Raw genomic sequence first — 12,717 nt, 5'->3', positions numbered from 1 at the left:
AGCGTCATCGCCAGAGGTACGATCATCCACACCAGCAAAAGCAGCACCGAAGGCGCAAGCATTACCCGCGCCAACCCACTCGTGTTTCGTGTTGCCATTGCACTAACCTCCCCTTGGCTCGGGCATCGCGACATGCGCCCGGCATATCCGGAAGAACCGGCTCATTCTTGTTTTGATTTGAAAGGCTTAAAGGCCGCCGCATAGCTGGCGGCTAGCGACCGTAAGGTTCGCTGCCCGGCATTGGCGCCGGACAGCGATCTTCGGAAGGATTACTTGATGTAACCGGCGCGGGTCATTTCACGCGTCGCTGTCGACTGGGCACCAGCAAGAGCGTCGTCGACGCTGGACTGGCCAGCCACGACCGCCGAGAACAGCTGACCGACTGTGGTGCCGAGCGCCTGGAATTCAGGGATCGCCACGAATTGCCCACCCGTGTAAGGCACAGGCTTTACTGTCGGCTTGGTAATGTCGGCGGCATCCATTGCGGCAAGCGTCGGCTTGGCGAAGGCGGCTGCTTTTTCATAATCGGCGCTCTTGTAAAGCGAGGTGCGCGTGCCGGGAGGCACGTTTGCCCAGCCTTCCTTGGCAGCGACGAGCGTGGTGTAGTCCTTGCTGGTCGCCCAGGAGATGAACTTCTCGGCGGCATCCGCCTTCTGCGAGCTCTTGGGGATGGCAAGGTTCCACGACCACAACCAGTTGCCGTGGTTCTTCAGCTCGCCATGCGTCGGGAAGAGCGCATAACCGACCTTGTCTGCAACGGTCGAGTCCTTCGGGTTGGACACGAAGGAAGCAGCCACCGTGGCGTCGATCCACATGCCGCATTTACCCTGCTGGAACAGCGTCAGGTTTTCGTTGAAGCCGTTGGAGGAAGCGCCCGACGGACCGGCATCCTTCATCAGATCCACATAAAACTGCAGGGAGCTTTTCCATTCCGGCTGATCGAATTGCGGTTTCCAGTTTTCATCGAACCAGCGGCCACCGAAGGAGTTGGTGAGCGCGCTGATGAAGGCCATATTCTCGCCCCAGCCGGCCTTGCCGCGCAGGCAGATGCCGTTGATGTCGGTCTTGCGGTCGGTGATCTTGCGGGCGGCGTCACCGATGAATTCCCAGGTCGGATTATCCGGCATCTTCAGGCCGGCTTTTTCGAACAGGTCCTTGCGGTACATGATCATGGCGGATTCACCGTAAAAGGGCGCAGCGTAAAGCTTGCCTTCGCTCGAAAGACCGCCTCGGATCGCTGGCAAGATGTCGTCCACGTCGTATTTGTCGCCGAGCTTTTCAAGCGGCAGCAACCAGCCCTGCTTGGCCCAGATCGGCACTTCGTAATTACCGATGGTCATGATGTCGTACTGGCCGCCATTGGTGGCGATATCGGTCGTCACCCGCTCGCGCAGGACGTTTTCCTCAAGCGTGACCCATTCGACCTTGATGTCGGGGTTCTTCGCCGTGAAGTCGGAGGTCAGCCCCTGCATGCGGATCATGTCGCCATTGTTGACGGTCGCGATGGTCAGCGTTTCAGCGGAGGCAAGGGTCGAAAAGGCGAGTGCCGAGCATGCGCCCAGCAAAATGGTCTTCAATGTCATATCTTCCTCCCAGAAGAAAATTGATGAGCATTCGCTTTGCTCTGGGGCATTTACTCACTTACGGAGCAAAAATGTCAAGCAACATCCTGTGCTGCGACGCACATGGGAAAACCAAGCCTTTGATTTTAAATATTTAATTTTTGCTCAATGCGTGAGCAAATATTCACTCGTCATTTCGTCGGTGATGAGGCCGTTCAACAAGCCGCCTCGCAGGGCCGCCAGGATGGAAGCGTTCTTGCGTGTGCCCTGCGCCATGCCGATGACCATGCAGGTCTGCCTTGACGGAATGGGAACGGAGGCGACACGCTCGTTGACGGAATGGTCGAGAACCCTGCCCTCGGCATCATATATCCAGCCGCAAATCTCGCCGACAGCACCGCTCGCAATCAGCGCCTTCATCTCATCGACGCCGAGAAAACCATCGACGCAGAGCGGCGCGTTTTCGCCCAGTTCACCGACACCCACGAAGGTGACATTGGCGGCAGCCCCAAGCGCCAGCGTGGAACGCACCATGGACTGGTCATGCAGCAATTCACGCTCTTCAGCGGACGAACACAAGACCGGCAGCGGCATGGGAAAATGCCGCGCCTTGATGGCATCGGCCATGCTGAAGATGACGTTATAATAGGCGGCCGATCCATCCGGGCCGATATTGCCAGTCAGCGAAACGATGCGGTGCTGCGGGCATTCCATTGGCGGCAGCTGGTCCACAGCGGCCTTCAGCGTACGGCCTGTGCCGATGGCGAGCACGATGGGATCGGCGTTTTTCAGCCAGCGCTCGATTTCCGCCGCCCCGGCCTCGGCGATGCCGACAGTGGAAGAGACGCCCGCCGGATCGCTCGGCACCACCTCGATATATCGAAGATCGAATTTCTGTTTCAGCCGCTCAGCCTTCTCAAGACAGGCAGCGATGGGATGATCGAGCCGGACCTTGATCAGACGCTCGGCGACGGCCAGCGACACCAGACGTTGCGCCGACTGGCGGGATATGCCCATCGCGGCGGCGATCTCGTCCTGCGTTCGGCCCGCGACATAATAAAGCCAGCCCGCGCGTGCCGCATCGTCCAGCCGTCCATGTGCGTCGTTCCGTCTGGCCATGCCGCCGCCCTCTAAGAATTATGCGTTCAGCATTTGCTGGCATTTTTTTGCGTGGACTGTCAAACGGGTGGCATGCGCAAAGGACAGCCGATACAAAACCAACGAGCGCAACACGGTGGATCGGTGACTGACAGTACCTTGTGACTAGTGTCGCTTTTTCCGTCATTCCGGCCTTGAGCGGAAACCCAGCCACGGCGCGCCTGCGCCGTGAAAAGAGTCTAGTGCGATCAGAGACTTGATCGCGCTGGACCCCGAATCAAGTCCGGGTGACAGGGCTGGGTTTATGAACCCGGCCCTCAATCAAGCTGCTTCCTGCACCAGATGCCCCGCCGAAACCTCGCGGTAATGGCGCTGCGGCGGAATGTAATCCACCGGACGGATCGGGCTTTTGATCTCGTCCGTCGCCATGTTGCGCCGGATCTGCCGCCGTGCCGGATCCGGCACCGGAACGGCCGACATGAGTTTTCTTGTATAGGGATGCTGCGGATTGTCGAAGACAGCCGCACGCGGGCCGATCTCGACGATCTCGCCGAGATACATCACCGCGACGCGATGGCTCACACGTTCCACCACGGCCATGTCATGGCTGATGAACAGGAAAGCCAGGTTGAGGCTCTGCTGCAGATCGAGCAGCAGGTTGCAGACCTGTGCCTTGATCGAAACGTCCAGCGCCGACACCGCTTCATCAGCGACGATGACCTTGGGGTCGAGCATCAGCGAGCGGGCGATCGCGATACGCTGGCGCTGGCCGCCGGAAAACTCATGCGGAAAACGTCGCATCATATCCGGGCTCAAACCCACCTTTTCCATCAGGTCCGCCGCCTTTTCGCGTGCCTGCGGCTTTGGCCCGAGCCGGTGCTCGATGAAAGGCTCCATGATCGCCGTGCCGATGCTCATGCGCGGATCGAGGCTGGCAAACGGGTCCTGAAAGATCATCTGCACGCTGCGGCGCATGGTGCGCAACGTCGTCTTGTCGAGTTTCATCACCTCGTAACCGTCAAGCGTGACGTTGCCGGAGGTCGGTTCGATCAGCCGGGTGATCGACCGCCCGGTGGTGGACTTGCCGCAACCGGATTCGCCGACCAGCGATAGCGTTTCGCCCTCGGCCAGATCGAAGGAAACCTTCTCCACCGCATGCACGGCGCCGGATTTGCGGCCGAAAAGACCGGAGCGGATATCGAAGCGGGTCGTCAGGTCCTTGACCGAGAGAATGGGCGTGCGGCCGCCGGATACCGTGTTCCTTACCTCTGCCACCGGCAGGCTCTCGCCGGTCTTGATATCGATGATCGGGAAACGGGCGGGCAGCACCCGCTCCTTCATCGAACCGAGCTTCGGCACCGCCGAAAGCAGGGCACGCGTATAGGCGTGGTTCCCGCGACGGAAGATATCGTCGGTCGTGCCGGTCTCCACCACATCGCCCCGGAACATGACGATGGTGCGATCAGCCACTTCCGCCACCACGCCCATATCATGGGTGATGAACAGGACCGACATGCCCTCCTCTTCCTGCAATTGTTTGATGAGATCGAGAATCTGCCCCTGAATGGTCACATCAAGCGCCGTCGTCGGCTCGTCGGCAATCAGCAGTTTCGGTTTGGAGGCAAGCGCCATAGCGATCATCACGCGCTGGCGCATACCGCCGGAAAACTGATGCGGATAATCGTCGAAACGGTTCTTCGCATTGGGAATGCGGACCTTTTCCAGAAGACGAATGACCTCGGCTTTCGCCACGGATGAGGAAATGTCCTGGTGCACGGTAAGCGCTTCGGCGATCTGCTTGCCGATCGGGAAGATCGGGTTGAGGCTGGTCATCGGCTCCTGGAAGATCATCGAGATGTCCTTGCCGCGAACCTTGCGCATCTCCTCCTCCGGAAGCGCCAGCAAATCCCGCCCGCCGAGCATGACCTTGCCCTCGATGCGGCTCATTTTTCTATCGAGAAGCCGCATGATCGACAGCGATGTCACGCTTTTTCCCGAGCCGCTCTCGCCGACGATCGCCACCGTTTCGCGCGGCGCGATCTCGAAAGTCATGTTGCGGACCACGGACTTCCAACCGCCATCGACGCGGAAGGATGTAGTCAGATTTTCAACCGAAAGAACCGGGCTTACCGAGCCGCCGGTCTGTTCCATGGACGTTGCCGCTAAAAGCATGCCGATCTCCTGAAAAGCGGAAGGCGGCCATGAAGGCCGCCGGATGTCTTACGCAGCAAGCGCGGTTTCAGCCATCTTGACCCAGTAGCTGATGCCGTATGGCAGCGCGTCGTCGTTGAAATCATAAGCCGCGTTGTGCAGCCCGGCGGTATCGCCGTTGCCGATGAAGATGAAGGCGCCGGGACGCGATTCCAGCATGTATGAGAAATCCTCCGCCCCCATATGCGGGTTGGGATTGGTGTTGACGGCATTTGCACCGGCTACGCCCACCGCCACGCCGATCGCGAATTCGGTCTCGTCGCTGTGGTTGAAGGTCACGGGATAACCGCGATCGTATTTCACCTCCGCCGTCGCGCCATGCGCCATGGCGGTGGCGGTCGCCACTTCCTTCAGGCGTTTTTCGGCGAAATCGCGGGTTTCCGGCAGCAAGGTACGCACCGTGCCGGTCAGTGTCACCGAGCCTGGAATGACGTTGCCCGCCGTGCCGCCATGGGTGGTGGCGACGGTAACGACGAGCGACTTCAACGGGTCCGTCTCACGCGAGACGATGGATTGCAGCGCGATGATGATATAGGCCGAGGTCAGCACCGGGTCGATGGAGAGATGCGGCGCGGCCGCATGACTGCCCTTGCCCGTAATCGTGATCTCAAACGCATCCGCCGCCGCCATGGTCGACCCCTTGCGGATGGCGAAATTGCCGATGGGAATGCCCGGCTCGTTGTGCATGCCATAGACCTGTGAAATGCCGAATTTCTCCATCATGCCGTCGTTGAGCATGGCTAGCGCGCCTGCCCCGCCCTCTTCGGCCGGCTGGAAGATAACAGCGACGGAGCCTTTGAAATTACGGGTCTCGGCCAGATATTGCGCTGCACCCAAAAGCATGGCGGTGTGGCCGTCATGGCCGCAGGAATGAGCCTTGCCCGGAACCTTGGAAGCCCATGGCTTGCCACTGGTTTCGAGGATCGGCAGCGCGTCCATATCGGAGCGGAAACCGATGGTCGGTCCGTCGCCGTGCCTGCCCTTGATGATGCCGACCACGCCGGTCTTGCCAATGCCGGTCTCGACGATATCGCATCCGAAGGATTTGAGTTTCTCGGCCACAAATTTCGAGGTTTCGAAGACGTCGTAGAGCAGCTCCGGCGTCTCGTGCAGGTGGCGCCTCCAGCCGGCAACGTCTTCCTGCATCTCAGCCACACGGTTCAATATCGGCATTCCCATTTTTCCTTTTTTTGTTCCCCGCCGGGTTGTCGGAGCCATATTGCGTTTGGAATTTCTGCTTTTGCAAGTATGAATTTTGCTGCCTGAGCGAAAAATAGGCCTAAAGGCGAATGGCACAAATTTTGTTCATCAATAAAAGTTTGGGGCTTGCTTTTCAAAAAAACTGACAATAGCATCACCGGGAATGGAGGAGTATTCCTTAGCAAAGTCAAATAGTTACAATAATAGACCTTGCGAATGACGACAGGAAAAGCGTCAAACATTCAAATAGATAAAATCAAAAAAGGGGAAAACCATAATGAAGAAGCGCAGCGTTCTCTTTGCCAGCACGATGGCGGCCTTGGCTTTGGCAGGCTCTGCCGCCCATGCCGAGCGCGGCAGTGACGGCGAACTGAAAATCCTGTTCTGGCAGGCGGTATCAACACTCAATCCTTATCTTTCGGGCGGCACGAAGGAAATCTACAGCTCGTCCATGGTGATCGAGCCGCTGGCGCGCTACGACGAAAAAGGCGAGCTGGTGCCGATGCTGGTGAGCGAAATTCCGACGGTCGACAATGGCGGCGTCGCGAAGGATCTGCTCAGCATGACGTGGAAGCTGAAGAGCGACGTCAAATGGTCCGACGGCACGCCCCTTACCGCTGACGACGTGATCTTCACCTGGAAATATTGCACCGCACCAGATGGCGGCTGCGCGCAGGCGGCGCAATATGAAGGCGTGAAAAACGTCGAGGCCATCGACGCCCATACCGTCAAGGTCAGCTTCACCGAACCGAAGCCCTACCCCTATTCCGCATTTGTCGGCGCGCAATCGCCGGTCATCCAGAAAAAACAGTTTGAAAAATGCATCGGTGCTGCCGCCCCTGGCTGCACATCCGCCAATTTCGGCCCCATCGGCACCGGCCCCTTCGTGGTCAAGGATTTCAAGCCGAACGACGTCATCAGCTACGTCGCCAACCCCAATTATCGTGATCCGGCCAAGCCGGCTTTCGCCACGGCGACCCTGAAGGGCGGCGGCGATGCGGCCTCCGCTGCGCGTGCCGTTCTTGAAACGGGCGAATTCGACTACGCCTGGAACATGCAGGTGGAGCCGGAAATTCTGGCCACCATGATGGCCGCGGGCAAGGGCAAGCTGGAAACCGCCTTCGGCACACAGGTCGAGCGTATCAATCTCAACTGGTACAATCCCGATCCTTCACTGGGCGACAAGCGCTCCACCAAGGAGGGCGGTCCGCATCCGGCCCTTTCAGACCCGGCCGTGCGCCGCGCTCTCTCGCTCGCCATCGACCGCGACATTATCGATGAGACGGGTTATGGCGAGGCGGGCAAGCCGACCTGCAACATCGTGCCGGCCCCGGAGGCTGTCGCTTCAACGAAAAACGACAGCTGGTGCCTGAAGCAGGATCTGGAAGGTGCAAACAAGCTGCTGGACGACGCAGGCTGGGTGAAGGGCGCAGATGGCATCCGCGCCAAGAACGGCGTGAAGCTCTCCTTCCTCTACCAGACCTCCACCAACTCTGTTCGCCAGGCAGCACAGGAACTGGTGAAGGACATGTGGTCGCAGATCGGCGTTGCGTCCGAACTGCGCAATGTCAGCGCCTCGGTGTTCTTCGGCGGCGATCCGGCAAGCCCGGATACTTTCCAGAAATTTTATGCCGACGTTGAAATGTACACCAACAATTTCGACGGCACCGACCCGGAAAAATATCTGGCGGAATGGCTGTGCGATAAGATCCCCGCCCCCGCAAACGGCTGGCAGGGTCAGAATGTTCCGCGTTATTGCAACCCGGAATTCGACAAGCTGGTGGGCGTACTTTCCAAGACGACGGATTTCGCCAAGCGTGGGGAAATTGCCAAACAGTTGAACGACATGCTGACGGAGGAAGGCGCGCATATTCCGCTCATCCACCGCGGTAACGTTTCCTCGCATTCGCTGACGCTGGAAGGCGTACGCATGAATGCCTGGGATTCTGAACTCTGGAACGTCGCGGACTGGTCCCGCAAGAAGTAACACGCAAATGCGCGGTCGCCCCTGACGGACGACCGCGCATGTTTTGCGAGACTCTGACGGTCTGGAGACTTTCCGATGTTTACCTTTACGCTCCGGCGGCTTGCCTTTGCCGTACCGACGTTGCTCGTCATCAGCTTCGTCATCTTCGCCCTGCTCGATCTTGCGCCGAACGATCCGACCGGCGACCTGCCGCTGACCATTCCGCCCGAAGTTCGTGAGCAGATCCGCGCCTCCCTCGGTCTCGACCAGCCCTTCTTCATCCGTTACCTGATGTGGCTGCAGCAATTCTTCATCAACGAGCCTCTGAACCTGTTCGAACGGCTGACCGGCTGGCAGATCGGCGATGGTAATCGCATGCGCGTCCTGTCATGGGCGACGCGCAGCCCGGTGGTCGATCTGGTCGTCCAGCGCATGCCGCAGACGCTCTGGGTGGTCGGCCTCGCCTATCTTTTCGGTGCGCTTCTGGCGATCCCGATCGGCGTCATCTCCGCCTACAAGCAATATTCGATCTTCGACCAGATCGGCACCTTCGTCTCGATGGTCGGTTATTCGGTTCCGACCTTCTTCACCGGCGTGCTGCTGGTCGTCGTCTTCAGCTCCTGGCTGCAATGGTTCCCTTCCGTCTACGACACCAATCTGCAGGTGAGGGACTGGGGAAGCTTCGTGGCGCAGATCAAACAGATGTTTCTGCCGGTGCTGGTGCTGACCCTCTACAACGTCTCGCAGATCAGCCGCTTCGTGCGCGCCTCCATGCTGGACAATCTGCATCAGGACTATGTGCGCACCGCACGTGCAAAAGGCGTGAAGGAAAAATCCGTACTGCTCGTTCACGTCCTGCGCAACAGCCTCATCCCGGTCGTCACCGTGATTGCGCTCGGCGTGCCGACGATCTTTTCAGGCGCCATCATCACCGAGCAGATATTCCGTGTGAACGGACTTGGCCAATTGCTGATAACAGCCGTTCAGGGTGCGGACATTCCGCTGGTACAGACGCTGACCTTCATTTTCGCGGTGCTTATCGTGCTCTTCAACCTGATTGCCGACGTGCTTTACGGCATTCTCGACCCGAGGATCCGCTATGACTGACGCCACCCTCGCAGCGCCAACCGTTGCCGCCACGCCCGTGCAATCGGCACTTGCCGATATCTGGAAGCAGTTCCGCGTCCACAAGGGTGGCGTGGTGGGACTGATCGTTTTTGTCTTCATTCTCTTTGCCGTCTATGTCGGCCCCTATATCCACACAGTTGCGCCAAACGTCATCAACGTGAAGGAACGCAACCAGTGGCCGTCGCTGACGCATCCCTTCGGCACCGACAATCTGGGCAAGGACATGCTGGCGCAGGTGCTGGCGGGGGGCCGTATCTCGCTTGCCGTCGGCATTACCGCCATGCTGCTGGCGCTGTTTCTCGGCACGCTGGTGGGGGTACTATCAGGCTATTTCCGCCGGCTGGACGGGCCACTGATGCGGCTGACGGATCTGTTCCTGGCCCTGCCGCTGCTGCCGCTGCTGCTAGTCATCCTCTTGCTGTTCCGCGATACGCTGCGCGCAACCTTCGGGCCGGAAACCGGCATCTTCATCCTCATCGTCTTCGTGATCGGGATAACCAGCTGGATGCATACCGCGCGCATCGTGCGCGGCGATGTGCTGACGATCAAAAGCCAGGAATTCATCATGGCGGCGAAATCGAGCGGCATGCGTGAGTACCGCATCATCATCAGGCACATCCTGCCGAATGTTCTGAGTTCGATCATGGTTTCGGCCACGCTCGGCATCGCCTCTGCGATCATCACGGAATCGGCGCTGTCCTTCCTCGGTCTTGGTTTTCCATCCGACTTCCCGACCTGGGGGCGGCTACTGTTCGACGGCGCCAACTTCCTGCAACTGACACCCTCACGCGTTCTGTGGCCCGGACTGGCGATCTCGCTGACGGTTCTGAGCGTCAACTACATCGGCGACGCCGTGCGCGATGCGCTTGATCCAAGGGCGCTGAAAACGTGAGCTCTCCCCTCCCTCATCCCTGTGCTTGTCACAGGGATCCAGTCAGCCCAAGTCCCTGGACTGAAAAGACTCCTCCCGTCGCGCAGACGTGCGTCGGCTGGCTTCCTGTGACGAGCACAGGAATGAGGTGGAGGGGGATGCATCGGCACGTAAAAAACAGCGCGCACTCCTAGTGATAATTCACCTTTTCCGCATCGAGAATGCTGTCTGCATCCAGTGCCGCAATCGGAATATCGCTGCGCGCGGGAATATCGCCGGAAAGCTGCAGGGCCAGATAACGTCCGCAGCAGACCCGCAAAAACGAGGTGAAGTTGCCGAGATCGTGCCCGGCATCGATCGATTCATTATAAAGCTTGGCGATAAGCTGCACGCTGTTCATACCGTCGCGGCGCGCGATTTCGTCGAGCGTGGTCCAGAAGAAGTTTTCAAGCCGGACACTTGTGACCATGCCGTCGATCCGCAAAGACCGCGTATGGCTTTCCCAAAGCGTTGGGTCTGCCTTGATGAAAAGCTTGCACATGGTTTCCTCCCTCACCACGCTTAAAGGATAGACGGGAAACGGGGCCGGTAAAAGCCCCATTCCGCCGGCCTTATTTGCCGAGCACCGCCATGAATTGTGAGAGCCATGCTGGATGGGCTGGCCATGCGGGCGCCGTCACCAGCTTGCCGTCGGTAACGGCCGCATCGATGGCGATATCGGCATAGGTGCCGCCCGCCTGTTCCACCTCGGGGCGGCAGGCCGGATAGGCCGAGCAGGTGCGGCCCTTCAGAACACCGGCAGCGGCCAGCAATTGCGCACCGTGGCAGACGGCCGCCACAGGCTTGTCGGCCTCGAAAAAGTGCTTCACGGTGGCAAGTACATCCGCATTGAGCCGCAGATATTCCGGCGCCCGCCCGCCCGGAATGACCAGCGCATCGTAATCCGCAACTTTTATGTCGGCGAAAGTAGCGTTGAGCGCGAAGTTGTGGCCGCGTTTTTCCGAATAGGTCTGGTCGCCCTCGAAATCATGGATCGCAGTGGCAATGGTCTGGCCAGCCTTCTTGCCGGGACAGACGGCATGCACCGTGTGACCGACCGCAAGCAGGGCCTGGAACGGCACCATCGTCTCGTAATCCTCGGCGAAATCGCCGGTGATCATCAAAATCTTCTTCGGCATGTTTGCTCCTCCCGTTTTTGAATGCCTTGGGCACCGTAGCAGGGCAGGTGGAGACGCAGGTATTATGGCAATACTACAAGGTCGATAAAGGCGGGATCAATGCTCTTGCGACGGCTCCGGCCAGCGCCGTACACCGCCGCCCCAATCCTCGAAGGCCTTGGAAAACTTCAGGACGAGCAGATCCGCGTAACGCGGACCGACGATCTGCAAGCCGATGGGCATTCCGGATTTCGAAAAGCCGCAATTGATCGAGGATGCCGGCTGCTCGGACATGTTCCACGGGACGGTGAAGGCTATATGTTCGAAGGGCCGCTCGGGATCGTTGGTCGGCGAGGCCCAGTCGGCGGGATAGGAAACGATGGGATTGACGGGTGAAATCACCACATCAACTGTTTGCATCAACCGCCCGCAGGCCTTGCGCATTTCCATGGTCTGGTTGAAACCGAAAGCGGCACGCGCGCCGGAGACATTCGCACCCTTTTCCGCCCATTCGTGAATATAGGGAAGGATCGCGGCACGGCGATCCGCGCTCAATGCCGCCATATCGCCCCAGAATTTCGCACGCCAGAAATCGTCCAGCCCGTCCAGCATGTCCCGCGTCAGCACCGGCTCGACCGGGATGACGATCGCGCCTGCCTCCTCAAACAGTTTCGCGGCGGAGAGCACAGCGTCGCGCACTTCCTCCTCCAGAGCCAAGCCGCAGCCCGCATCCAGCATCAGGCCGATCTTCAGGCCTTTCATGTCGATATCCAGGTCCATCCAGTCTATATCGTTCGGCGGCAGAGCGGTGCCGTCACGCCAGTCCGGGCGGGAAAGTGTGGCCATCGCATAGGCGGCGTCGACAACGGTACGGGTCATCGGCCCGGCGCAGCGGCCGGTATAATAGGGATCGACGGGTATGCGGCCCTGGCTGGGTTTGAAGCCGAACAGCCCCGTCCATCCGGCCGGAAGCCGCACCGAACCGCCAATATCGGTGCCTATATGCAGCGTGCCGTAACCGGCAGCACCGGCAGAGGCAGCACCGGCGCTAGAGCCGCCGGGGTTCTGTGTCGGGTCCCACGGGTTGCGGCTGAGCTTGTGGAAACTGGAAAGGCCCGATGATAACATGCCGTAATCAGGGCAGGTCGTTTTGGCATAAAGGATCGCGCCGTCCTCGCGGCAGCGGGCGGCCACCGGCGCGTCTTCCAGAGCCGGCACCAGTTCCACCGCCTTGGTACCGAGCGGAACCGGCAGGCCTTTGGTGGCGATCAGTTCCTTCAGCGACACCGGAATCCCATCGAGAGTCCCAAGGGTTTCACCTTTTTGCCAGCGTGCAGTGGAAGCCAGCGCTTGCTTGCGGGCATCCTCCGGATCATAGGCGTAAAGCGCGTTCACCGTTGGCTCGAAAGCGTCGATCCGCGCCTCCACCGCCTGCCAATATTCCGATGGCGACAGTTTTTTATCGCGGTAAAGCGCCAGAATTTCGAGCGTATTGAGGTGTATGAGATCGGTCATCGGCTTCGT

10 protein-coding genes and 1 pseudogene are annotated in these 12,717 nt (G+C 59.4%); 3 read left to right on the top strand and 8 right to left on the bottom strand.

Annotated elements, in window-relative coordinates; translation table 11 throughout:
- The 5 genes and pseudogenes from QSK43_RS20930 to QSK43_RS20910 all read right to left on the bottom strand — a co-directional run.
- Positions 1-98, bottom strand: a pseudogene (locus QSK43_RS20930) (sugar ABC transporter permease); the annotation flags it as partial.
- Positions 99-269: 171 nt separating this feature from the next.
- A complete protein-coding gene (locus QSK43_RS20925; RefSeq protein WP_332305089.1) occupies positions 270-1,583 on the bottom strand; it encodes an ABC transporter substrate-binding protein in 1,314 nt (437 codons plus the stop codon).
- A 144-nt stretch (positions 1,584-1,727) separates the two neighbouring features.
- The gene (locus QSK43_RS20920; RefSeq protein ID WP_332305088.1) at positions 1,728-2,681 is read right to left on the bottom strand and encodes a sugar-binding transcriptional regulator; all 954 of its coding nucleotides are present in this window, start codon (positions 2,679-2,681) and stop codon (positions 1,728-1,730) included.
- 300 nt (positions 2,682-2,981) lie between these two features.
- Complete coding sequence (locus tag QSK43_RS20915) at positions 2,982-4,832, bottom strand: ABC transporter ATP-binding protein (protein ID WP_332305087.1); 1,851 nt, start codon at positions 4,830-4,832, stop codon at positions 2,982-2,984.
- 48 nt (positions 4,833-4,880) lie between these two features.
- Positions 4,881-6,044, bottom strand: a complete 1,164-nt coding sequence (locus tag QSK43_RS20910) for a M20 aminoacylase family protein (RefSeq protein WP_332305086.1) — start codon at positions 6,042-6,044, stop codon at positions 4,881-4,883.
- Between the two features lie 304 nt (positions 6,045-6,348).
- Here QSK43_RS20910 and QSK43_RS20905 point away from each other — a divergent pair, with 304 nt between their 5' ends.
- The 3 genes from QSK43_RS20905 to QSK43_RS20895 all read left to right on the top strand — a co-directional run bounded on the left by QSK43_RS20905 (position 6,349) and on the right by QSK43_RS20895 (position 10,057).
- Positions 6,349-8,058 (top strand): peptide ABC transporter substrate-binding protein, encoded by a 1,710-nt coding sequence (locus QSK43_RS20905; protein WP_332305085.1) that lies wholly within the window; start codon positions 6,349-6,351, stop codon positions 8,056-8,058.
- A gap of 75 nt (positions 8,059-8,133) precedes the next feature.
- Complete coding sequence (locus tag QSK43_RS20900) at positions 8,134-9,144, top strand: ABC transporter permease (RefSeq protein ID WP_332305084.1); 1,011 nt, start codon at positions 8,134-8,136, stop codon at positions 9,142-9,144.
- Positions 9,137-10,057: an ABC transporter permease gene (locus QSK43_RS20895; protein WP_332305083.1), complete on the top strand. Its 921-nt coding sequence runs from the start codon at positions 9,137-9,139 to the stop codon at positions 10,055-10,057. The genes QSK43_RS20900 and QSK43_RS20895 overlap by 8 nt, the downstream gene beginning before the upstream one ends.
- A gap of 169 nt (positions 10,058-10,226) precedes the next feature.
- On the opposite strand, the gene QSK43_RS20890 is transcribed toward QSK43_RS20895, so the two are convergent.
- From QSK43_RS20890 to QSK43_RS20880, 3 genes are all read right to left on the bottom strand, one after another.
- A complete protein-coding gene (locus QSK43_RS20890; protein ID WP_110758388.1) occupies positions 10,227-10,577 on the bottom strand; it encodes a ribbon-helix-helix domain-containing protein in 351 nt (116 codons plus the stop codon).
- Positions 10,578-10,647: 70 nt separating this feature from the next.
- On the bottom strand, positions 10,648-11,214 hold the full coding sequence (locus tag QSK43_RS20885; protein ID WP_332305082.1) for a DJ-1/PfpI family protein: 567 nt from the start codon (positions 11,212-11,214) through the stop codon (positions 10,648-10,650).
- A 96-nt stretch (positions 11,215-11,310) separates the two neighbouring features.
- Entirely contained in the window at positions 11,311-12,708 is a 1,398-nt protein-coding gene (locus tag QSK43_RS20880) for an amidase (protein WP_332305081.1), read from the bottom strand.
- Between the last annotated feature and the right edge of the window lie 9 nt (positions 12,709-12,717).

The sequence above is a fragment of the Rhizobium sp. GR12 genome (assembly GCF_036596185.1).
GTDB classification, from domain to species: domain Bacteria; phylum Pseudomonadota; class Alphaproteobacteria; order Rhizobiales; family Rhizobiaceae; genus Agrobacterium; species Agrobacterium nepotum.
Note: the sequence above shows the minus strand (reverse complement) of the source record. Positions and strands in the feature narration are given on the sequence as shown.